This window comes from Amycolatopsis sp. NPDC051371 (genome assembly GCF_040682155.1).
Lineage (GTDB): Bacteria > Actinomycetota > Actinomycetes > Mycobacteriales > Pseudonocardiaceae > Amycolatopsis.
In genome coordinates, this window is the sequence record NZ_JBFBAG010000055.1 from 31,107 (window position 1) to 53,333 (window position 22,227).

Below are 22,227 nucleotides of genomic sequence, written 5' to 3' on the forward strand. Positions count from 1 at the left end.
GGGCAACCGCGCCGCCGATCAGGCGGCGTTGATCCCGTAGTCCTTGGCGATTCCGGCCAGGCCCGAGGTGTAGCCCTGGCCGACGGCCCGGAACTTCCAGTCGCCGCCGTTGCGGTAGAGCTCGCCGAAGACCATCGCGGTCTCCGTGGACGCGTCTTCGGAAAGGTCGTACCGGGCGAGCTCGGCGCTGTCCGCCTGGTTCACGACGCGGATGAAGGCGTTGCGCACCTGGCCGAAGGCCTGACCGCGGGATTCGGCTTCGTAGATCGATACCGGGAACACGATCTTGTCGATCTCGGCCGGCAGGTTCGCGAGGTCGACGGTGATCTGCTCGTCGTCGCCGTCCCCGCCGCCGGTGATGTTGTCGCCGGTGTGGCGCACCGCGCCGTCCGGCGTGGCCAGGTTGTTGAAGAAGACGAAGTGCTTGTCGGACAGGGCATTGCCGTCCGCTCCCAGCGCGATCGCGCTCGCGTCGAGGTCGAACTCCTCGCCGCTCGTGGTCCGCTCGTCCCAGCCGAGGCCGACGGTGACCGCGCTCAGCCCGGGCGCCTCCTTGGTCAGCGAAACGTTGCCGCCCTTGCTCAGGCTCACACCCATTTTTCCTCCTCGGTCGCCGAGAATTCGGCGGGACGCGGCGATAATTCGCGGCGTCCGCCGATGTCGGCAGAAGAATGGTTTTCGTTACACCCCGGAAGATCGCTTTCGCTTTTTCCGGGTGCCACCGATCGACGGCGGATACCACCACCAGTCGCCGGATCCGATCGTCACGTTACCGGCGGCCGGGCGCTTGACCGGATCGTCACCATTTCCGAATTGGTGGGCGCGGACCGCGGACCGGCGTCATCCGGTCGATGCCGGACAGCCGGGTGGAAGTGTCGTGTTTTTGTCGTGTGATCGACGCGGCTTTCCCCGGCCGGATACGGCATCGTGGAAGAAGGCGCTCACGCGAGGAGGAGCATGGCGCGCATCCCGCACGGCCGGTCAGGGAGCCGGCTGCCAGCCCACCCCGTAGGACCTCGCGGGCTGGAGGTCGTGGAAACCGGTGTGCACTTCGCCCGCGTTGTCGAGGAAGAGCGGCTTGCGGGCCGGCACCGGATCTCCCGCGTCCTTGGAGAGGTCGCCGTCGATGCGCCAGATCCGTTGCGGCGGTTCCCGCCGGTCGAACCGGACATTGAGCTCGAAACTCTCGCACGGGAATTCCGGCGTGCAGCAGTAGAACGGCGCCGGCATCTCTTCCAGCCGGACGCGGAAGAAGAACTCGTGCTGGTCGCCGGCGTCCAAAGCCCGCGGCGGCCGCAGGCGGAACGCCACCCGGGTGGAGGAGACCATCCGCACGGAATGCACCTCCCCGCCGGAGACGACGTCGATGCCGAGGCCGGAAAGGTCGGGCTCGCCGGACGGGCTGGCCGGCCGCGCGAGGGAGACTCCGTGCTCGATTTCCGCGAGCCCGGCGACGTGGCTGACGATCTGCCGGGTTTCGAAGACCTCGGCGGCGGCGCCGGTCAGGGTCAGCCGGACCGCCAGCGCCGACGTGTGCCACGGGCCCTGGCTGATCACCGGCGAGCCCCCGAACGCCGCCGGCGCCTCGTACGCGGCCTCGGCGATCAGGTAGATGACGTCGTCGGCGCGGCGTTGCATCGTGCGGATGTTGCGGTCGGCGCCGCTGCCCAGCAGTTCGAGGCGCGCGGTGTAGCGCTCGTTCGCGCCGGTGCCGAAGCCCAGCACGATCCGCGCCGTTTCCCGCTGCGATTCGGGCAGCTTTTCGATCAAGGCTTTCAGCCTGGTGACGACCTTGCCGCGGACCGTCCCCGGACTGTCGTCTCCGCGGATCCCGCACACCTCCCGCAGTTCTTCGCCGACGACACCGGGCAGGTTCTTCGCTTGGACACCCAGACCTTTGCGAAGCAGTTTCAGCTCCGTTGAGAGAGCGTTGATCTTCGCGTCGGCCGCCTCCTGAGCCAAGCCGCCACCTCCGTCTTGGTCGCTGCGGGGAAGTGTACTCATGGTCCCCGCCCGCCACGGAGCCGTCGCCCGTTTCCGGCGTGTTTCCGAAATCGGGAAACAGCGCAGGTAGAACTGGTCAGCACCGTTTCCGCTCGAGTGGCAACGGGAAACATCTGTCATCACCGAATTCACCGGGTGAAGCTTGGGTCGCCGAAATCCTTCGGCGAGAACGAGCGATTCGATCCGGAAAGGTGAACGCGATGCACACGCACCTCATCATCGTGCTCGGCCAGCTGGTCTCCCTGCTGGGCTGATCAGCTGCAGGCCGGCGGGCCCGGGCCGCCGGCCGTCCTTCCCCCCGAACACCGAATACAGGATGATTGACCTATGCAGGAATTTGGAGCGGAATTGAAACGTCGACGGACGTCGGTCGGCATGTCACTGACCGGACTCGCGACAGCCGTGCACTTCACCAAGGGTTATCTCAGCAAGGTGGAGAACGGCAAGGCGCGGGTGAACCGGGACCTGGCCAAGGCCTGCGACCAAGCACTCGACGCCAAGGGAGAACTGCTCGCCCTCGCCGCGGAACCGGGATCGCCCGCACGCCGCAGCGCCGGCGGCATTGCCGGGCTGCCGGACGGCGGCCGCTACTTCGTCGGCCGGGAAACCGAGCTCGACGCGCTTTCCGCGCTGCTGCTGGACCCGGACGACGCCCGGGTCGGCGTGGTGCACGGCATGGCGGGCGCGGGCAAGACGGCGCTGGCCGTCGCCGCGGCCCGCCGGGTCGAGCGCGACTTCCCGGACGGCTCCCTCTTCTTCGACCTCCGCGGGCACACCCCGGGGGCGACCGAGCTTTCGCCCGGCGGAGCCCTCGGCCGGCTGCTGCGGCTGCTCGACGTCTCGGCCGACCAGCTGCCCACTGACGAGGACGGCCTGGCCAACCTGGTCCGCGACCAGCTGCGCGGCCGGCGGATGATCCTCGTGCTGGACAACGTGCGGTCCGCCGAGCAGATCCGCGCGATCGTCCCGGGTGAGACGTCGTCCCGGATCCTGGTGACCAGCCGGGGCCGGCTCCCCGCGCTCGACGACGCCTGGCACTTCCCGGTCGACGTCCTGCCGCTCGAGGACGCCGTGCGGCTCCTGCGGTCCGTCGCCGGCGAGCACGCACCGGGTGACGACAGCTTGGCGACCGAGCTCGTCCGGCACTGCGGACGGCTCCCGCTCGCGATCCGCATCGTCGCCGCCCGGTTCGTCGCCGGCGGCTGGACGGCGACGAGGCTGCGTGACCGGTTGGCCGACGAAAAGACCCGGCTCGGCGCGCTGGACGACGGCGAGCGAAGCGTCGCCACGGCGTTCGCCGTCTCCTACGAATGCCTGCCCGGCGACCAGCGGCGGCTGCTCGGCCTGCTCGCCCTGCACCCCGCGACCGCCGCGGAGATCGCCGCGGTCGAAGCACTCGCGGGCCTCGGCCCCGGCGAAGCGGACCGGCTGGTGGACCGGTTGCACGACGCCCACTTGGTCGTCCGCGACGAACGGGGATACGTCGAGCTCCACGACCTGATGCGGATGTTCGCCTCGACGCACGCGCTTCCCGACGTCGATCCGGAAGACCGCGAAGTCGCCGTGAGCCGGCTGGTCGACCACGCGCTCATGACGACGCTCGCGGCCGACGAGCTCGCGGAGCCCTACCGGTTCCGGCCGGCGACCGGCCTCCCGCCCGCGGCCGACGTGCCGTTCGCCGACGCGGACGGTGCGCTCGCCTGGCTCACCGCACAGTGGCCGACGCTGGCCGAGATCGTCGACTCGGCGTTCCGGCACGGGTTCCACGACCGCTGCTGGCAGCTCGCTTTCGTGCTCCGCGCGTTCTTCTTCCGCGAGAAGCTGTTCGAACCGTGGATCCGGACGCACGAGCGCGCACTCGAGGCCGCGCGGACGACCGGCGACCTGAGCGCGACCGGGATGATCCTGAACAACCTGGGCATGGCGCACATCGAGTCGGGTCACGTCGACGACGCGGTCCGGTTCCACCAGCAGGCGCAGGAGTGTTTCGCGCGGGCCCGCGACGACCGCGGTGCGATCGACGCGCTGTCCAGCCTGGCGTGGGCGCGCCTGTACCGCGGCGAAGCCGAAGCGACGTTGACCGATTTGACGACGGTGCTGGACGTCTACCGCCGGACCGGCCGGACCCGGAACGTCGTCATCGCCCTGCGCGGGATCGCGCTCGCTTCGGCGGCGCTGGAACGGTTTCCGGAAGCTTTGGCCAGCGCACGCGAGGCCGTCGAGCTCGCTCAATTGCCCGTCGATCGGGCGATGTCGGCCAGCGGCGAAGCGTGGGTGCGGTTCCGCGCCGGGCAATGGGACGAGGCCGAGCGCGGGTATCGCCGCGCGGCCGAACTGGCGGACGACGCGGGGAACGAGTACGAACACGCGCGGGCGTTGACGGGCCTGGGCAACACGGCGGCCGGCCGCGGCGACCGGCAGGCGGCGGCTCGCTGGTGGGCGGAGGCCGCCGCGTACCGGGTCACGCTCGATCCCACCGTGCTCGGCGAGGCCGAGTATCGGAACCGCCTCGCCGTCACGGGATGACCAGAGCACTCAGAACACGATGAAGAAGATGAGCCGCTTCGCCTGCCAGGTCCAGATCCGCCAGGCATAGCGCCCGGCCAGAGCGGACAGGGCCAAGGCGAGGAGGCCGCCGAAGACCGTGCTCTGCCCCATCATGGTGAACCCGGCGATCATCAGGACGACGGTCCACGCCGTCCACAACAGGCCGTAGCCGACGCGGCGGCCCTCGCTGTAGGGGCGGACCTCGGCCGCCTGGCCCGGCACGGGGCCCGCGGGTGACTGCGCTTCAGCACTCATGGCTTCTCCTCTTCACGGTGGTTTTCGCATTCCTGCCCACCAGTCGCAACACTGGCGAAACGCGTTGCGACGAGCCGCGCATTGTCGGGCTTCTGACGCGTTCGGGAGACACCGAGCCGCCGGGCGGTGGGGTTCTCACCACCGCAAAACGGGTCGAAACCTGATGACCAGACTCTTGCGGTGGCCGGCCGGGGACGTTTCCGGGGACACGCCGTTTTCGGCAACGGAAACGCCTTGTCCCACGGGCCTTTCGACGCGCACCATTGTTACAGCCCCATTTCGCGGCCACCGCGGAATCGTCGAAATCCCGTTCCCGAGGAGCCTGCCATGATGGTCGTCTGTTCCTTTTCCGCTCTCGTCCGCGCCGCGCTGTTCCTGGTCGCGGTGGCCCTGGTGGCCGGCCTGTCGCTCGCGGGCCCCAGCACGCCGGCGAGCACCCCCGGCCAGGGCCCGGCGGTGTCCACCAGCGAGCCCGTCGAGCACTAACCGGTCGTGGGACTCGCTACTCGAAGAGCACCGGGTTCCCCCACGCCAGCTCCGGAAGTTTGTTCGACTGTCCCCCCGCGGCCAACACGCCCGCCAGCAGCGGGCTCGCGGTGGTCCCTGGCCGGTACGCGACGAGCTTGAGCCGCAGCACGTTGATGACGTCGTAACGCATCCACGCCGGTCGTCCCATGCGAACCTCGACCTGGTCTTGCGGGACACCGTCGAGGAAGACCTGGAAGTACCCGATCTGGCCCGCATCGGCGGCATCGTCGAGTACGCCGGCGACAGCTTCGAAGCCCGTATAACTCCGGCCGAGGTTGTATTCGACGACCGCACGCGGTTCGTTCGCGAACAACGAAGGCCGGTACACGATGCTGTCGCCCCGGTGCATCCCGTCGATCTCCGCGCCGGTCATGCGGACGTCCGAACCGCAGTGGACCGGGCGCAACGCGGAGGTCAGCAGGATCGGCGCGGGTTTGGCCGTGCCACCCTCGGGCCGCGCGCCCACGAAGGTCCCGATTTCGGGAAGCGCGAAGCGAGGTGCCCCGGTGAACGCGACCAGCAGATCCGCGACGCCGGCCGGCGTGAACTGCTTGATCTCGTACCGCGTGGTGGAGTGCGCGTTGAGGAACGACGGAAGCTCCTCGACCCGGCGGCCCGGGAGCACGACGGGCAGGATCCGCCGGGTGGCCCGGGGCAGGTCCTGGGTGATGTTGTCCCGGATCATCGCGGCTTCGAACTGCGCACCGCGGCCCAGGTGCGGCACCTCGGTACCTTCGGCTCGCCGCTTGTAGTCGGGAGAGGCGATCACCAGCACGAAGTCCGCTTCGGCGAGCTGCTCGATCGCCCAGAGCGACCAGTCCCGCCGACCGTCGTCGGCCCACTGGTCGAGCCGGACATCGATCCCCACATCGGCGCGCAGGAATGTCGCGAATTCACGAACGAGTGCGCGGTGCCGTTCGTCGTCGTGGGAGTAAGTGATGAAAACCCTGGGCGGCTTTCCCGCGCCCGAAGTGAATTCTTCTTGCTGCTCCATGGTCATGACGCTTCCCTCGGGGCCGCGGGTGGTTACGCCGATTGAACCGCAGGATCGGGATCGCGAAGTCCGGCGTGACACACTTTCCGCGTTTTGTCCGAGGATTGTCAGGCTTCGAGAACCTCCCGGAGCTTCCGCGCGAAGGCTTCGGGCTGGCCGGCATAACCGAATTCGCCGCCGAGGAAACCGCCGTGGTGGCTGGGGAACACCGTGGCGTCCTGGCCGAGGCGTTCGGCGGTGGCGAGCGCGGCGCGTCCGGTCATGACGTCGCGGGACTCCTCACCCACCGCGATCACGACCCGCGTCGGCGCCGCGTTCAGCGCCTCGACGTCCAGCCGGTACGCCGTGACCGCCAAGGAGCGGTCGGTCATCAGCGGATCGTCGCGACGGCCGTCGTCCTCGGCCGGCAGGCCGAACTGGGCCGGGTCCGCGGCGGGCAGCGCGAAGTAGTCGTCGGTGAACTCGCCCTTCCACGAGGTCATCGTGATGAAGCCCGCCATGCCGGCGCCGAAGCCCCGGGCCTGGTAGGCGTCCCGGAAAGCCTTCCCGGCCCGTTCGGCCGCGGCGGCGTCGGGCAGCACCCCGACGAGCGGCGGTTCGTGGGCGACGAGGGTGCTGACGTCACCGGGATACGCGGTGACGAGCGCGAGCGCGGTGACGGCGCCCCCGCTGCTCCCGAACACCTCGACCGGGCCCGCGCCCAGCGCCTGGATGACGGCGTGGAGGTCGCCGGCCTGGGTGGCGGGTACGTGGTCTTCCCGGCCGTCCTTGCGGACGCTGCGCCCGAGCCCGCGCGGGTCGTAGGTGACGACGGTCCGGTCGGGGAAGTACGAGGCGAGCGTGCTGAACCCGCCCGCGTCCATGGGTTGCCCGACCATGAGCAGAGGCGGTCGTGGACTGTCGGCGGGCCCGTGCACGTCGTAGACGATGTCGGCCTCGGGCGTTTCCAGTACGTGCGTGGTGGTCATGGTTTCCTCCCCCTGGTTCGGGACTCGGGGGAAGCGTAGACCGGGGTACCGACAATTCCGGCGATCCGCACAGTCGAGCAGGTGGTCGCGCGCCGTGGTGTCGATCCACGTCGGCGGGACTTATGAGGCCCCGCTGGTTGCCGAACCGCGCGCGTGGGGTGGCCGGCCGGACTCGCACCGGCTTTTCCCGGGGTCACAACCCGGGGCCTCGTCTTCTTCGGCTTCGGCCACAGTCGTCCCGCCAGGGTTCGAACCTGGGACCACCCCGATGTGGACGGGGAGCTCTTCCGCTGAGCTACAGGACGTCGCTCCCCCGCCAAGACCCGAACCCAGTACCTCCCGTTCACGAGACGGGTGCTCAACCGGATGAGCTTGTGCGGCGAAACGTGCGTAGCGCGTCCGGGAATCGAACCCGGGTCTCCCGGGCGAGAACCGGGAATCCGTACCGCTGGACCAACGCGCCAAGGGGGTTGCAAGAGCGGCCGGTGGGCATCGAACCCACTGCTCCGGTTTGGAAGACCGGCGTGTCCGCCGAGTTCACCACGGCCGCGGATCCCCGGTCGCGCCGACCGGGGGCACTCGCGTCCGCCGCATCCGTGCGACGAAGACGAGCGCAGAAAAAAGAATGCACGAAAAAACCGCCCGGATCGGTTTCCCGATGGGCGGCTCCCGTGGCGTGACGACGCGCTACGTCACCAGAGGGAGCCCCCGAAGATTGTGTTCCCGCATATACGTCACGCCAACTCCTCAGTCCGTTCGTGTGAAAGCATCATCACTCACCCCGCCGCCGCGAGTCAACGAATTAACGCACGAGCCCCGTCCGATACGCGTAGACCACCGCCTGCACGCGATCGCGCAGGTCCAGCTTCGTCAGGATGCGCGACACGTACGTCTTGACGGTCTCCTGGCTGAGCACCAGCGCCGCGGCGATCTCGCTGTTGGACAGCCCGTCCGCGATCAGCCGCAATACTTCGAGTTCCCTTGGCGCCAAAGCGACTTCGCCGGACGCGGCCGGGCGGATCCGCGCCGCGTACTGGCCGACCAGCCGACGCGTCACCTCCGGGTCCAGCAACGCGGCGCCGGTCGCGACGGTCCGGATGCCGTGCAGCAGCTGCGCCGGCGGCGCGTCCTTGAGCAGGAATCCGCTGGCCCCGGCCCGCAACGCCTCGTAGACGTACTCGTCGAGGTTGAACGTCGTCACCACGAGCACCTTGACCGGCTGCGCCACCCCGGCGCCGGCGAGCAGGCGCGTCGCCTCGATGCCGTCCAGCACCGGCATCCGGACGTCCATCACCACGACGTCGGGCCGCAGCGACCCGGCGAGGTCGACCGCGGCGCGCCCGTCCGCGCACTCGGCGACCACCTCGAGGTCGGGCTGGGCGTCGATGATCGTCGCGAACCCGGTGCGGATCAGCGCCTGGTCGTCACAGACGAGAACCTTGATCACGAAGACCTTCCTGAAGGGATCCGGGCCCGGACGACGAACCCGCCGTCACGATCGCCCGCGGTGAACTCTCCGCCGAGCGCGCTGACGCGTTCGCGAAGCCCGGCCAGCCCGCGTCCGCTCCCGGACAGCCCCAGGTCGCCGGGGGCGCCCCCGTTTTCGACGCTACCCGACGGCACCGACAGTTTCGGGCCCTCGGTGGCCACTTCCACGAAGATGTCCACATCACCGTGCCGCACCCGGACGTCGGTTCGGCGACCGTGTGCGTGTTTGAGCGCGTTCGTCAGCGCCTCCTGCACGACGCGGTAGGCGGCGGCCTCGGCACCATCAGTCGCCGCCGGCTCACCGGTCTCGGTGAACTCGATCGGCTGGCCGGCTCGGCGCGTCTGCTCGACGAGCGTCCGCAGCGAGCCGGCGGACAGTGTTCTCGGTCCGGCGCCGTACTCCGGGTTGAGCAGGTCGAGCAGCTGTCTCAGGTCGGCGATGGCCAGCCGGCCGGTGTCGGTGATCGCGGTCAGGGCCTGGTCGAGCCGCTCCGGCGCGGCGGTCAGGTAGCGCGCCGCCTCGGTCTGCACGACCATCGCCGTCACGTGGTGGGTGACGACGTCGTGGAGCTCGCGGGCGATGCGCGTCCGTTCGGCGGTGCGGGTGGTTTCGGCGACGAAGTGGCGGTGTTCCGCCTCCGCGGCGCGGGACTGCCGCAACCAGGCGCCGATGCCCCAGGCGAGGGCCAGCGCCAGGTAGAACGTGACGAAGCCGGTGACGCCCTCGGTCGACCCGTCCCGGGCGAGCGCGAAGGCCAGCGGGACGTAGGCCGCGGACGCCACGGCCACGGTCGTCCACCGGAAGCGTTCGAGGTGCGCCGCCGCGCTCAGCAACGCGATCGGCAGCGCGGTGCCGGAAACCGTGTGGTAGCCCCAAAGCTGATCGCCGGCGAAGCCGATCGACACGAGCGCGAGGCACCCGGCCGGCCACCGCCGTCGCAGGGCCAGCGGCAGGCACTCGACGGCGACCACCGCGATGGCCAGGGCGTCCATGGGGCGCGTCGGCAGGTCGCCGACCTGGGTCCCGTGGCCGCCCAGCGCCGGGATCAGCGCCAGGCCGGCGAGCAGCAGGCCGAACGCGAGGTCCCGGACCGTGACGTCGAGCCGCCGCCAGAGGTCGATCACGCGACGACAGTAGCGGCGTCGGCGGTGCGCCGGCGAAGGGTAACGATGTTCCCGCGCCGCCGGGCGAGCACCATGAAGACGGCTGTCACGACGACGCCGGCGACCACCGAGTAGACGCTCGCCTCGGGCCCGAACTCCCCGCCGGTGAGCGCGGCCGGGCCGGACATGACGCTGTGCAGCAGCCCTTCGGGGGCATCGGTGCCCGAGACGCCGGCGCCGAAGATCCCGCCCTCGGCGAAGTTCCACGCGAAGTGCAGCCCGATCGGCAGCCAGAGCGTCCGGGTGGCGGCGTAGGCGGCGGCGAGCATGCCCCCGGCCTCGACGGCGATGGCGATGGCGCCCCAGAGCGTGGCGTGGGTGTTGAAGAGGTGCGAGAGGCCGAACAGCAGACCGGTGAGCGTCAGCGCGAGCCAGGTGCCGATCCACCGCTCGACGAACCGGAAGAGGATACCGCGGAAGAGGACCTCTTCGGTGACGGCCGCGGCGGCGCTGAACCCGAACAGCGCGAGCGCCCCGCCGAGGGAGCCCCAGCCGAGCACGTCGTAGCCGCCGACGAGGGCGATGTTCCCGATGACGCAGGCGAACAGCCCGAGGCCGATGACCAGCCCCCGCCCGAGTGCGGCGTTGTTCTTGGTGATCTCCCCCGGAACGCGGTGTTCGGTCTTCCGGACGATCCACCGGTAGGCGAGCACGACGAGAGCCGCACTGCCGAACCCGAGGACGAGGGTGAGCGGGGTGTTCCACTGCACGGCACTGACGGCCAGACTGCCGGCCATGGCAACGGCGGCCACGGTCACGAGCTGCAAGAACAGTCGCACGACGACTCCTTAGCGAGAACCCCGCGGCAGGAGCGCCGCGGCCGAGGAGAACGCTAGGGATTCGGCGGGCTGGAAACGTCACCGTGGAGTGGACAGTTGCGTGTAGCTCGCTAGGGGGACAACCCGCCGGTGGCCGGGTCGGGCAGCATCACATCTCCCTCCTCACCGAGTGATGACCGGAACCAGAAAGTCACGATTCGTAGATGAATGCCGTGTCTTGGACACACTGCATGCACTCTTCGGCCACAGCCGCGTAGTCCAGCTCCCGCGACGACAAGCCGACTTCCAGAATTTCTAGCCGGGCACGCGCCGACTGAGCCCGGCTGACGTGCTCATCGACGTTGTGGGATTTCATCAGCTGAGTCGTGATCGTCGCCGTGAGCGAACAGATCATTGCCGCGGCACACAGCAAACGCCAAGCCGGCGATGACAGTCCGAATGTCACCGTCAGCCAGTCGGCGACCGGCTTGCCACCCAGAGCAGGCGCCGCGGTGAGTGCAGCGGCAAGTGTTCCCGCGATGACCGTGAGCGTGAGGCATCTACGTCGACGAGCGACGGTTCGCAGCAAATATGCGTCCAGCTTTCGGCACTTGGCACGGATCCACGCGACGAGTTCCGCCCGGGATTCTTCACCACCCGATACTCGCAGTTCGGCAAGCGATGACATGGCCCCTCCTTCTTCCTCCACATCGAGGATCCGACGGAAGGGACTAAAAAGATATTCGCCTCAAGGCGTATTCATCCGAGTACGCTGGATCGGCGGAGGGGGTGGTCGACGGTGACCTCCAATCTGTCCGACCGTGATCTCCGGGCGCTGTTGAAAGTCGCCGAAGACGGTCGCCGGGACGAGCCGATCGACGCGATGCCGTGGGCGGCGCTCGAAGCTCTCCGCGCGCTCGTTCCGTGCGACTCACTGGTGTTCAAGGAGCTCGACGTAGTCGACGAGCAGGTACCGGTGTTCCAGACCCTCGCCGACGGATATCGGCGACTGGAGCTCGACGGCGCCGGCGACAGCCGCGAGCACGACGGGTTCTGGCAACTGCGCCGGGGATTCCGGCCGTGCAGCTACCCGGACCGCACCGGGGACCTCACCAGCATCACCCTGTGGTCGGACTTCTACGCGGCGCGAGAGCTGCGCAGCGCACCGATGTTCGCGGAGCTCTACGGCCCGCAGGGACACCGGTTCAGCCTGCTCGTCTCCCTGCCCGCCCCGTTCGGGCAGACCCGGCGGATGCAGATCTGGCGCGATGGCGGCCATGACTTCGACGAACGCGACCGGCTCGTCGTACAGCTACTCCGGCCGCACCTCCACGAGATCTACCTCGACACCAAGCGACGACGCTCGGGCATCCCGCAGCTGACCCGCAGGGAGCTCGACGTCCTGCGGCTCGTCGCCGAAGGGCTGGGCAACGCCGAGATCGCGCGGCGCCTGTTCATCTCGGTCGCGACTGTGCGCAAGCACTTGGAGCACGTCTACGACCGCACCGGCGTCCGCACCCGGGCCAAGGCGGCCGCGCTCGTCCTACCCCGCGTTCCGATGACCGGCGGGGAACCGGACCGATGAGCGAATCACTGACCGAAGGCGAACTGCTGCTGCTCATGGAGGTGGTCGAAGCGGGCCGCCGCGACGAGCCGACCGCCGGGCTGCCGTGGGCCGTGCTCGACCGGCTGGCGGTGCTCATCCCCGTCGAAGCCATCTCGTGCCCCGAGTTCGACCTCCCGCACGAACGCCCGATGCGCGACCAGTGGTGGGAAGGCGGCGCCCGGTCGCTCGTGATCGGTGACGAAGACGGCGTCGAAGTACCGGAGTACTGGGAATCGTTGCGGCGCTTCGAACCCTGCGCATATCCCGAACGGACCGGCGACTACCGGACGCCGGTCCGCTGGTCCGACTTCTACACCCGGACCCAGCTGCGCAGCACCGCGCACTACACCGACTATCGCCAGGCGGAAGGATTCGAGCACGGCCTCCACCTCGCCATCCCCGCCCCGCCCGGCGTCGTCCGCAAGGTCTCGCTGTGGCGCGGCCCCGGCCGAGACTTCTCCGAGCGCGACCGGCTGGTCCTCCAACTGCTGCGCCCGCACCTGTGGGAGCTCCACGAGGCCCGGCTCCACCGCACGGACCTGCCGAAGCTCACCAGTCGCGAACGACAGGTGCTCCGCCTCGTCGACACAGGCCTGGGCAACACCGAGATCGCGCACGAGCTGTTCATCTCGGTGGCCACCGTGCGCAAACACCTGGAGCACATCTACGACCGCACCGGCGTCCGCACCCGGGGTGCGGCCGCCGCACTGATGCGGGATGTCTGAACTGAGCCGCCAAGGGGGCTCGAACCCCTGACCTTCTGTTTACAAGACAGATGCTCTACCAGCTGAGCTATAGCGGCCTGACGCCCAAAGCGCCGCACCCAGTGTATCGGGCCCCCGCCAAGATCCTCCCAAGAGGCACGATCCCCAGCTCCCGGCCACTATGGAGCAACGTGGTGCACGCCACTGCAACAGTGGACACACCGACGTCGATGGTCCGGGCAGAGAGAGTAGAGCGAGGAGGTGGATCTTGAAGATCAACGAGCGCACCAACGGGGGCACCACGACCAGATGGCCCCTCCTCGAACCTCCGCAGCAGAAACCGAGGGTCCACCGCCCCAACCTCCTCAAGCGCCGCCCTTGGCACGTTCTCGAGGCTCCCACCGGTGAGTTCCCCGCCGTCGACGCCGATGAGGCCATGGGGCCTCAGCTGCCCGATGAGGCCACCGTCAACTTCGTGCTCGACCTCTCGCTGCGCATCGGTGAGGTCCAGATGTCCAGTGGCGCCGGCGCCTCGGACGTCACCGCGACGATCATCGCCATCGCCGCCGCTCTGGGGTTGCCGCACTGCGAGGTCGACGTCATCTTCACCTCGATCACCGTCACCTGTCACCGGGGCACCGACCTCTCGCCCGTCACCGCGCTGCGCGTCGTGCGGAGCCGGAGTCTCGACTACACCCGGCTGACCGAGACCGAGAAGCTCATCCGGCAGATCGTCCGCGGGAACGTCGGGGCCGAGCAGGCGCAGACCGAGCTGGAGCGGATCACCTCGGCGACGCACCCCTACCCGCGCTGGGTCGCGACGCTGTCCTGGGGCGGGGTCGCCGCCTTCATCACCATCCTGCTCGGGGGTGGCTTCGACATCGCGCTCGTCGCGTTCGTCATCAGCGGCGTCATCGACCGGATCGGGCGGCTCGTCAACCGCTACGGGCTGCCCTTCTTCTTCCAGCAGGTCATCGGCGGGCTGGTCGCGACGCTCTCGGCGATGGCCATCGTGAGCAGCAACCTCCTGACCACCGACAAACCGACGCTCGTCGTCGCCGCCGCGGTCACCGTGCTGCTGTCCGGGCTCTCCACCGTCTCCGCGGTGCAGGACGCCATCACCGGCTACAACGTCACCGCCGCCGGCCGCACCATGGAGACCGCGCTGATGTCGGCCGGCCTGATCGCCGGGGTGGTGCTCGCCCTGCGGATCGCCGTCATGCTCGGCCTGCCGCGGACGCCGTTGCCCGAGGTCAGCGGGTCGACGCCGCAGCAGCTGCCGCTCGTCGTGCTCGGTGGGGCCGGCGCCTCCGCCTGCTTCGCGCTCGCGAGCTACTCCAAGATGCGCGCGATGCTGGTCGCCGCGGCCGCCGGGGCCATCGGCGCCGCCGTCTACGGCTCGCTCATGCTGGCGCAGCTCGACGGCGTCAGCTCGTCCGCGGTCGCCGCGACGCTCGTCGGATTCTGCGGTGGCGTGCTCGCACGACGACTCGGGGTTACTCCACTGGTGGTCGCCGTGTCCGGGATCACTCCGCTGCTTCCGGGCCTCTCGACCTACCGTGGTCTGTATCAGATCGGGGTCGAGCCCAGCGGGAACATCTCGACGCTCATGACGGCCGTCGCGATCGGGCTTGCGCTGGCAGCGGGCGTGGTACTCGGCGAATGGCTCGCCCAGCCGGTACGGACCGGTCTGGGCAGGCTCGAGCGGCGGTTCGCCGGACCACGCATGGCTGGTCCGCTCGAAGCGGCCGATCGACGCTTGGAGTAACCCGACGGTCACCGGCTGTTCATCGCTCACGCGATAGGGTTTCACTCTGGGGCCGCGACCCAGGACGCGAGGAGCAGCAGACGTGACTGAACAGGAGAACGGGAACCAGGCCGACTTCGTCGTGGTGGCGAACCGGCTACCGGTCGACCTCGAACGCAGCACCGACGGCGAGCGCCGCTGGACGGCCAGCCCGGGTGGCCTGGTGTCCGCCCTCGAGCCGTTCCTGCGCTCGAGGAAGGGCGCTTGGGTCGGCTGGCCGGGCATCCCGGACGTCGACGTGGACGAGTTCGACGACGACGGCCTGGTGCTCCACCCCGTCTCGCTGAGCGCCGACGAGGTCCGCGACTACTACGAGGGCTTCTCCAACGCGACGCTCTGGCCGCTCTACCACGACGTCGTCGAGCGCCCGGTGTTCGACCGGGTGTGGTGGAACAGCTACGTCAAGGTGAACCGCCGCTTCGCCCAGGCCAGCGCCGAGGTCGCCGCCCAGGGCGCGACCGTCTGGATCCAGGACTACCAGCTCCAGCTGGTGCCGGCGATGCTGCGCGAGCTGAGACCGGACCTGCGCATCGGCTTCTTCCTGCACATCCCCTTCCCGCCGGTCGAGCTGTTCATGCAGATGCCGTGGCGCGCCGCGATCATCCGCGGCCTCACCGGCGCCGACCTCGTCGGCTTCCACCGCCCCGGTGGCGCGCAGAACTTCCTCTGGCTGTGCCGCCAGCTGATCGGCCTCGAGTCGACGCGCGGCGCGGTCGGTGTCCGGTCGCGGCCGGGCACCATGCAGGTCGGCGACCGGACCGTCCGGGTCGGCGCCTTCCCCATCTCCATCGACGCCGCCGGGCTCGACACCCTCGCCCGCACGAAGGGCGTCCAGGAGCGGGCCGCGCAGCTGCGGCGCGACCTCGGCAACCCGAAGATCGTGATGCTCGGCGTCGACCGGCTCGACTACACCAAGGGCATCGACCTGCGGCTGCAGGCGCTGCACGAGCTGCTGCACGAGGGCAGGCTGCAGCCGGACGACGTCACGTTCGTCCAGCTCGCCACCCCCAGCCGCGAGCGCGTCGAGCACTACCAGCGGATGCGCGGCGAGATCGAGCAGATGGTCGGCCGGATCAACGGCGAGTTCTCCCGCGTCGGCCACCCGGTCGTCCACTACCTGCACCAATCGGTCGACCGCACCGAGCTGGCCGCCTTCTTCACCGCGGCGGACGTCATGGTCGTGACGCCGCTGCGTGACGGCATGAACCTCGTCTGCAAGGAGTACGTCGCCGCCCGGCACGACCTCGGGGGCGCGCTGGTGCTGTCCGAGTTCGCCGGCGCGGCCGCGGAGCTCTCTAGCGCATTCCTCGTCAACCCCCACGACCTGGACGGGGTTAAGGACGCGTTGGTAGCTGCCATTACGCTCGACCCGGCTGAGGGCCGTCGCCGGATGCGCGCCATGCGTCGCCAGGTCCTCACTCATGACGTCGATCGATGGGCGCGCTCGTTCCTCCAAGCTCTGGGTGCCGAAGCGGTCGACTGACTGAGGGCTATTTGGGTTAGGCCGCCGCAACGGGCCGCAGCTGGCAGACCAGCGGTGGGCTCGCGGCGGCCGACGGCTAAATAGTCCTCACCTGTCCCGACCATGCACGAGCTCCTGAGGAGGAGTGTTGACTGCCGAGGCCCTGCCCGCCGAGCTACGACGCGCGATCGTCCAGATCGCCCGTACTCCGCGTCTGCTGGTCGCCTGCGATTACGACGGCACGCTGGCACCCATCACGCTCAACCCGGACGAGGCACGCCCCCTGCCCGAGTCCGTCGGGGCCCTCAGATCGCTCGCCGGTCTGCACGAGACCACCACCGCGGTCATCTCCGGCCGCGCCCTGCGTGACCTCGCGACGCTCTCGCGGCTGCCGTCCGAGGTGAACCTCGTCGGCAGCCACGGCTCGGAGTTCGACATCGGCTTCATCCACGCCCTCGACGAGAAGGCACGGGAGCTGCACCGGCGGCTGGAGGCCGAGCTCGAACAACTCGTGCTCGACGTCCCGGGCGTGTCCCTGGAGGTCAAGCCGGCGAGCATCGCGGTGCACGTGCGCCGGGCCGAGCACGAGGCCGGGCGCCGCGTGCTCGCGGCCGTCCACTCCGGACCGTCCACATGGGAGGGCGTGTCGACCACCGACGGCAAGGAGGTGGTCGAGCTCGCGGTCGTCCAGACGGACAAGGGACGCGCGCTCGACATCCTGCGCCACCAGGTCGGTGCCACCGCGGCGATCTTCCTCGGCGACGACGTCACCGACGAGAAGGCCTTCGCCCGCCTCTCCGGCCCGGACCTGGGCATCAAGGTCGGCGACGGCGAGACGCTCGCCGGGTTCCGCGTGCCCGACACCGTCGACGTCGCGCTGGTCCTCGGCTTCCTGCTGGAAGAGCGGCGCAACTGGCTCTACGGCGAGTCGGCGCCCCCCATCGAGCGGCTGTCGATGCTGGCCAACGAACGCTCGGTCGCGCTCCTGACGCCGGACGCCAAGCTGACCTGGCTCTGCCACCCCGGCCCGGACGCGCCCGCGGTGTTCGCGGACCTGCTCGGCGGCGAGGGGGCCGGCCACTTCTCCATCAAGCCGCACCGCAACGGCCTCCCGCTCGGCCAGCGCTACCTGCCGAACACGATGACGGTCGAGACGCGCTGGTCGCGCCTGCTCGTCACCGACTACCTCGAGCCGGAGAGCCCGCAGCACCGGACGGACCTGGTCCGCGTCATCTCGGGCGAGGCGGTGGCGAGCGTCAAGTTCGCGCCGCGTCCCGAGTTCGGCGGTGTGCCGGTGAAGCTGGAGATCGTCGAGGGCGGCCTGCGGGTGCTCGGCACGTCGGAGCCGTTCGTGCTCTACTCGCCGGGCGTCGAGTGGACCCTCACGTCCGACGGCCTGCACGACACCGCGACGGCGCTCGTGCAGCCGACCCCGACCAAGCCGGTCGTGCTGGAGCTGCGCTGCGGCACCACGGACCTCGGCGACCACGAACTGTCCGAAGTGGAACGCCGCGACCGCGCGGGCCGCTACTGGAGCGAGTGGACGTCGAAGCTGCAGTTGCCGAAGGTGCAGACCGACCTGGTGCTGCGCTCGGCGCTGACCCTGCGCGGCCTGGTCAACACCGACACCGGCGGCGTGCTGGCCGCGGCGACGTCGTCGCTGCCGGAGGAGATCGGTGGCGTCCGCAACTGGGACTACCGCTACTGCTGGATCCGCGACGCCGCGATGACCGTGCGGGAGCTCGCGCACCTGGGCTCGATCGAGGAGGCCGAGGGCTACCTCAAGTGGCTGCACGGCGTGCTCGCGACGCTGGCGGGCCCGGAGCGGCTCCACCCGCTGTACACCCTGTCCGGCGGCGTCATCGGTGCCGAGGCCGTGATCGAGTCGCTGCCCGGTTATGCCGGTTCTCGCCCGGTTCGCGTCGGCAACCTGGCGAACCACCAGGTGCAGCTGGACGTCTTCGGCCCGGTCGTCGAGCTGGTCGGCACCCTCGCCGCGGCGCGCGGCGACCTGCGTGACGAGGACTGGCAGATGGTCCGCGCGATGGCGGAAGCCGTGACGCGGCGCTGGAACGAGCCCGACCACGGGATCTGGGAGGAGCGGCACGTGCCGCGCCACCGGGTCTACTCCCGCGTCATGTGCTGGGTGACCATCGACCGCGCGATCAAGCTCGGCGAGCAGTACGGCCGGGGCGTGCCGGGCGCGTGGCCCACACTGCGTGACGAGATCAAGGACGACGTCCTCGAGCACGGCTGGAACGACGAGGTCCAGGCGTTCACCACGGCCTACGACGGTACGGACCTCGACGCGGCTTCGCTGTTCGTCGGGCTCACCGGGCTGATCGACCCGGCCGACGAGCGCTTCCAGCAGACGGTGACCGCGATCGAGGCGGAGCTGCGCAGTGGGTCCACTGTGTACCGTTACCGCCGCGACGACGGTCTCCCGGGCGGGGAGGGCGGCTTCCACATCTGCGCGGCGTGGCTGATCGAGGCGTACCTGCTCACCGGGCGCCGCACCGAGGCGCAGGAGCTGTTCGACCAGATCGTCGCGGCCGCCGGCCCGACGGGGTTGCTGCCCGAGCAGTACGACCCCATCGCCGAACGGTCCCTCGGCAATCATCCGCAGGCCTATTCGCACATCGGGCTGATCCGGTGCGCCAACTTGCTGGCGGCGAGTTAGCCCTTTCGGTCCGAAAGCCTCTGAAGGCCACCGTCAGGGCATCCAGTGCCCTTATGGTGGCCTTCAGAGCATCCGGAGGTGAGCCGTGCAGGGGACTTTCGGACAGGTCGAGTTCGTGCCGCTGCCGCCCCGGTTCGCCGAGCGCGTGCGGTGGGGCTCGGTGGTCGTCGGGTGCTCGATGATCGCCGGGATGGTGCTGCTCTTCGGGCTCACGACGTTCCTGCAGGGCATCGTCCACGGCCACGCCTTCCCGGACGCGCTGGTCGGCAAGGCCGCGACGGTCCTGCCGCCGCTGGGCGTGCTGGCGATCTCCGCGCTGGTGCTCTCGTCACGCCGGTGCCTGCGCGGCGACTACCTGGTGGTCGCGAGCGCCGCGGCGGCCCGCAACGCGCTCGTGTTCACCTACGCGCTGACGCTCGTGCTGATCATCGGGTCCTTCGCGGTCCCGATCGTGTTCCGGGTGTGGCGCGACAACCCGCAGCTCCGGGCGCCGGACCTGCTCACGACGTTCTCGACGCTCGCCTTCGCCACCATGGGTTTCCTGGCGGGGATGTTCTACGTGCGGCCGTCGGTGCAGACGCTCCGGAAGTTCAGCGACCACCCCATCTGGTGAGCCGCCCGGCGGCCTGACCGTCCACAGTAGAGCAAACCTGTCCTTGGCACCCGCTTGGCCAACATGCACAGATTTCTTTGCACAATTTTCTTTGCACGGCTACAGTGGCGTAATGACCAGCGCTCCACCACCGGAAGAGCTCGACCCGGACGCCCTCAAGGCCGTCACGCACCCGCTGCGCCGCCGGATACTCGGCGTGTTGTCGGCCGGGCCGGCGACAGCCACGAAGCTCGCCCAAGCCCTGGGCGAGAACACCGGCGCGACCAGCTACCACCTGCGGGAGCTGGCGCGCTTCGGGTTCGTCGAAGACGTCCCCGAGCTCGCGCGGGGCAAGGAACGGTGGTGGCGGACGCGGCCGCGGGACATCCGCTGGCCGCGCCGGAGCGAGCAGAGCGCCGAATCCCGGGTGCTGTTCGACGACATGCAGCGCCAGGGGTTCGAGGAAGACCTCGAAAAGCTCAACCGGTTCGCGGAAAAGCGCGACGAGCTGCCCGGCGACTGGCCGGACTCGCTGCTCTACGCGCGCGGCGGCACCTGGCTCACCGCCGAGGAGCTGCACGCCTTCTGGAACGACTACATGGAGCTGTTCCGCCGGTACTGGCGGGCCGAGGACGACCGGTCACCGGAAGCGCGGCGCGTGCTCGTGCGCTGGCTCGCGTTCCCGGAACCAGGGGAATGACATGACAGGGGAAGCCACATGCGAAGAGGGGCTCTACTACTGGCCGGGGTGATCCTGGCGGTCACGGCGGGGGCGCCACCGGCATCGGCGGCGGACAGCTCGGACGTGACGTTCACGAACGGCGGGGTGACGTTGCACGGCACGGTCGTCGCACCACCCGGCGGCTCGAAGCTGCCGGGCCTGGTGATGGTCGACGGCTCGGGGGCACACAGCCGGAACGATCACCGGATCGAAGCGGAAGCCTTTGCGCGGCAAGGCATCGCGACACTCATCTACGACAAGCGCACCGAAGGCTATTCACAGTTCTCGCGGTCGTACTCGACGCTGGCGGACGACGCTCTCGCCGCCGTCGAGGCGTTGCGGAAGCGGCCCGAAGTCGATCCATCGCGAGTCGGCGTGTGGGGGTTGAGCGAGGGCGGCTGGGTCGCGCCACTGGCGGCGTCGAAGTCACCTGAGCACGTCGCTTTCGTCGGGACGCTGGGGGCGAACGGCGTCGAACCGTCGCGACAACAGGCGTGGGCGATCGAGAACCAGTTGCGGCGCTTGGGAATGGACGGCTCGATGGTGCGGATGGCGTCGTCGACGATGATGCGTCAGCTCGTCGGCGGCAGCGTGTTCCCGGAGGCGCACTACGACCCGGTGGCGGTGCTGAAGAGCCTGCGTCAGCCGGTACTCGGGTTGTGGGGCGCGAAGGACGTCCTGACACCGCCAGGTGAAGCCGTGCAAATATTCCAGGAGTCGTTGGCGCACTACACGTTGCGCGTCTTCCCGGACGCGCAGCACCAGCTGCGTCGCACCACGGACGGCTACGACGAGCTGCCCGGCTACGCACCGGGGTACCTGGAACTGGTGGGCACGTGGGTGCACGACCTGCCTGCCGCATCGACCGCCGACCCGGCGCCCGCGCAGGACCGGCCGAGCTTCGCGGTCACGCCGCTGAGCTGGTACGAGTCGACGTGGCTACAGCTGGCCGTGCTGGTTTTCCTGCTGGTGGCGTTCGGCTTCGGGCTGGGCCGCGGCGCGGCACGCCCGTCCCGCTGGCTGGCGGCGACCGGGCTGCTCACGGTGCTCGGCTTCCTGGTCGTGGACGTGCTGATCCAGACGACCATGGGCAAGGGCCTGGGCCCGGTGCTCGCGGGACGGCCACTGGCATGGCTGGCGCTGCAACTGCTGTCACTGGGCGCGGTGGCCGCCACCATCGGCACGGCGGTGGCGTGGTGGCGGCACCGGACCCCGCGGCTCGGCGTGCTGCTCGCCGGCGGCGTGGTGTTCGTCCCCTGGGCGGTTTATTGGGGACTGCTGGGGATCTAGGCGGAGTAGCCCTTCGGCGGGATCAGCGTCGCGAGCTGGTCGAAGCTCAGCCAGTAGATCTGGTTCCCGCCGAAGCTCGCCGGGTCGGCGATCTTGACGGTCCGGTCGGAGCTGTCGTACCCGATGACCGTGAAGTAGTGGTAGATCGTGTAGTTCGGGTAGCCCGGCGGGTGGTTGTTCGCCGGCGCGACGATGTTGGCGACGATCGCGTGGCCGTTGTTGATGTCGAGGACGATGTCGTTCCACAGCAGGTCGCGCTGCGCCTGCGTCGGCGGGTCGTTCGGCATCTCCTTGGTCTCGTACCAGGACGTGCCGAGGTCGGCGTTGAGGACACCGGTGACCTGGCCGACCCAGTCCGTGCCGTTGGTGGTCGTGCCGAGCTGGGCCGCGAGCGTGGCCTGGCTCGGCACGTTCCCGGTCCGCGCGGACAGGGCGATGCGGGTCGCGGCGGGTCCGCACCAGTAGCCGGTCTCCTGGACCTGGTACTGGATGTTGAGCACGGCTTCGGTGGTGGCGCTCGCGACCGCGGGCAGCGAAACGAGCCCCATGGCGGCGACGAGCGTGACGAATCCCAGCCTGAATCTGCGCATGACGGTCCTTCCCCAGTTGTGACGCCGGTTGGCCAACGCCTCACCGAGGCATGATCCCGGCGGAATCCG

20 protein-coding genes and 5 tRNA genes are annotated in these 22,227 nt (G+C 69.6%); 10 read left to right on the forward strand and 15 right to left on the reverse strand.

Going from position 1 to position 22,227, the window contains the following annotated elements; translation table 11 throughout:
- Positions 1 to 18: 18 nt before the first annotated feature.
- Positions 19 to 597: a TerD family protein gene (locus AB0M59_RS44525; RefSeq protein WP_364627828.1), complete on the reverse strand. Its 579-nt coding sequence runs from the start codon at positions 595 to 597 to the stop codon at positions 19 to 21.
- Positions 598 to 981: 384 nt separating this feature from the next.
- The gene (locus tag AB0M59_RS44530; RefSeq protein ID WP_364627830.1) at positions 982 to 1,962 is read right to left on the reverse strand and encodes a hypothetical protein; all 981 of its coding nucleotides are present in this window, start codon (positions 1,960 to 1,962) and stop codon (positions 982 to 984) included.
- Between the two features lie 369 nt (positions 1,963 to 2,331).
- Between AB0M59_RS44530 and AB0M59_RS44535 the strand changes: the two genes are divergently transcribed.
- Positions 2,332 to 4,530 (forward strand): NB-ARC domain-containing protein, encoded by a 2,199-nt coding sequence (locus tag AB0M59_RS44535; RefSeq protein WP_364627832.1) that lies wholly within the window; start codon positions 2,332 to 2,334, stop codon positions 4,528 to 4,530.
- Positions 4,531 to 4,539: 9 nt separating this feature from the next.
- Here AB0M59_RS44535 and AB0M59_RS44540 read toward each other — a convergent pair whose 3' ends face one another.
- Complete coding sequence (locus AB0M59_RS44540; RefSeq protein WP_364627834.1) at positions 4,540 to 4,806, reverse strand: hypothetical protein; 267 nt, start codon at positions 4,804 to 4,806, stop codon at positions 4,540 to 4,542.
- A gap of 327 nt (positions 4,807 to 5,133) precedes the next feature.
- Between AB0M59_RS44540 and AB0M59_RS44545 the strand changes: the two genes are divergently transcribed.
- On the forward strand, positions 5,134 to 5,292 hold the full coding sequence (locus AB0M59_RS44545) for a hypothetical protein (RefSeq protein ID WP_364627836.1): 159 nt from the start codon (positions 5,134 to 5,136) through the stop codon (positions 5,290 to 5,292).
- Between the two features lie 16 nt (positions 5,293 to 5,308).
- Here the strand turns inward: AB0M59_RS44545 and AB0M59_RS44550 are convergent, their stop codons facing one another.
- From AB0M59_RS44550 to AB0M59_RS44595, 10 genes are all read right to left on the reverse strand, one after another.
- Positions 5,309 to 6,334, reverse strand: a complete 1,026-nt coding sequence (locus AB0M59_RS44550) for an SEFIR domain-containing protein (RefSeq protein WP_364627837.1) — start codon at positions 6,332 to 6,334, stop codon at positions 5,309 to 5,311.
- 101 nt (positions 6,335 to 6,435) lie between these two features.
- Positions 6,436 to 7,296, reverse strand: a complete 861-nt coding sequence (locus AB0M59_RS44555; protein WP_364627839.1) for an alpha/beta hydrolase — start codon at positions 7,294 to 7,296, stop codon at positions 6,436 to 6,438.
- 154 nt (positions 7,297 to 7,450) lie between these two features.
- Positions 7,451 to 7,527 (reverse strand) — tRNA-His (locus AB0M59_RS44560).
- A gap of 2 nt (positions 7,528 to 7,529) precedes the next feature.
- A tRNA-Val gene (locus AB0M59_RS44565) sits at positions 7,530 to 7,601 on the reverse strand.
- 86 nt (positions 7,602 to 7,687) lie between these two features.
- Positions 7,688 to 7,759, reverse strand: a tRNA-Glu gene (locus tag AB0M59_RS44570).
- A 14-nt stretch (positions 7,760 to 7,773) separates the two neighbouring features.
- Positions 7,774 to 7,846 (reverse strand) — tRNA-Gly (locus AB0M59_RS44575).
- Between the two features lie 252 nt (positions 7,847 to 8,098).
- Entirely contained in the window at positions 8,099 to 8,743 is a 645-nt protein-coding gene (locus AB0M59_RS44580) for a response regulator transcription factor (RefSeq protein ID WP_364627841.1), read from the reverse strand.
- A complete protein-coding gene (locus AB0M59_RS44585) occupies positions 8,740 to 9,909 on the reverse strand; it encodes a histidine kinase (RefSeq protein ID WP_364627843.1) in 1,170 nt (389 codons plus the stop codon). Before AB0M59_RS44585 ends, AB0M59_RS44580 begins: the two co-directional genes overlap by 4 nt.
- Complete coding sequence (locus AB0M59_RS44590) at positions 9,906 to 10,727, reverse strand: CPBP family intramembrane glutamic endopeptidase (RefSeq protein WP_364627845.1); 822 nt, start codon at positions 10,725 to 10,727, stop codon at positions 9,906 to 9,908. The genes AB0M59_RS44585 and AB0M59_RS44590 overlap by 4 nt, the downstream gene beginning before the upstream one ends.
- A 190-nt stretch (positions 10,728 to 10,917) precedes the next feature.
- Entirely contained in the window at positions 10,918 to 11,394 is a 477-nt protein-coding gene (locus AB0M59_RS44595) for a hypothetical protein (protein WP_364627847.1), read from the reverse strand.
- 111 nt (positions 11,395 to 11,505) lie between these two features.
- Here AB0M59_RS44595 and AB0M59_RS44600 point away from each other — a divergent pair, with 111 nt between their 5' ends.
- The gene (locus AB0M59_RS44600; protein WP_364627849.1) at positions 11,506 to 12,291 is read left to right on the forward strand and encodes a helix-turn-helix transcriptional regulator; all 786 of its coding nucleotides are present in this window, start codon (positions 11,506 to 11,508) and stop codon (positions 12,289 to 12,291) included.
- The gene (locus AB0M59_RS44605; protein WP_364627851.1) at positions 12,288 to 13,037 is read left to right on the forward strand and encodes a LuxR C-terminal-related transcriptional regulator; all 750 of its coding nucleotides are present in this window, start codon (positions 12,288 to 12,290) and stop codon (positions 13,035 to 13,037) included. The genes AB0M59_RS44600 and AB0M59_RS44605 overlap by 4 nt, the downstream gene beginning before the upstream one ends.
- Positions 13,038 to 13,041: 4 nt before the next feature.
- Here AB0M59_RS44605 and AB0M59_RS44610 read toward each other — a convergent pair.
- Positions 13,042 to 13,114 (reverse strand) — tRNA-Thr (locus AB0M59_RS44610).
- A 170-nt stretch (positions 13,115 to 13,284) separates the two neighbouring features.
- On the opposite strand from AB0M59_RS44610, the gene AB0M59_RS44615 reads away from it, so the two are divergent.
- From AB0M59_RS44615 to AB0M59_RS44640, 6 genes are all read left to right on the forward strand, one after another.
- Positions 13,285 to 14,784: a threonine/serine exporter family protein gene (locus AB0M59_RS44615; RefSeq protein ID WP_364627853.1), complete on the forward strand. Its 1,500-nt coding sequence runs from the start codon at positions 13,285 to 13,287 to the stop codon at positions 14,782 to 14,784.
- 82 nt (positions 14,785 to 14,866) lie between these two features.
- Positions 14,867 to 16,306, forward strand: coding sequence for a trehalose-6-phosphate synthase (locus tag AB0M59_RS44620; protein WP_364627855.1), 1,440 nt, complete (start codon positions 14,867 to 14,869; stop codon positions 16,304 to 16,306).
- A gap of 124 nt (positions 16,307 to 16,430) precedes the next feature.
- On the forward strand, positions 16,431 to 18,965 hold the full coding sequence (otsB, locus tag AB0M59_RS44625) for a trehalose-phosphatase (protein ID WP_364627857.1): 2,535 nt from the start codon (positions 16,431 to 16,433) through the stop codon (positions 18,963 to 18,965).
- Positions 18,966 to 19,050: 85 nt separating this feature from the next.
- Positions 19,051 to 19,578 carry a hypothetical protein gene (locus AB0M59_RS44630; RefSeq protein WP_364627859.1) on the forward strand — a complete coding sequence of 176 codons (528 nt, stop codon included), beginning with the start codon at positions 19,051 to 19,053 and terminating at the stop codon, positions 19,576 to 19,578.
- Between the two features lie 112 nt (positions 19,579 to 19,690).
- Complete coding sequence (locus tag AB0M59_RS44635; RefSeq protein WP_364627861.1) at positions 19,691 to 20,257, forward strand: helix-turn-helix domain-containing protein; 567 nt, start codon at positions 19,691 to 19,693, stop codon at positions 20,255 to 20,257.
- Positions 20,258 to 20,305: 48 nt separating this feature from the next.
- Positions 20,306 to 21,568, forward strand: coding sequence for an alpha/beta hydrolase (locus tag AB0M59_RS44640; RefSeq protein ID WP_364627905.1), 1,263 nt, complete (start codon positions 20,306 to 20,308; stop codon positions 21,566 to 21,568).
- Here AB0M59_RS44640 and AB0M59_RS44645 read toward each other — a convergent pair.
- Positions 21,565 to 22,158 (reverse strand): C39 family peptidase, encoded by a 594-nt coding sequence (locus AB0M59_RS44645; RefSeq protein ID WP_364627863.1) that lies wholly within the window; start codon positions 22,156 to 22,158, stop codon positions 21,565 to 21,567. The genes AB0M59_RS44640 and AB0M59_RS44645 overlap by 4 nt on opposite strands.
- Positions 22,159 to 22,227 lie beyond the last annotated feature (69 nt).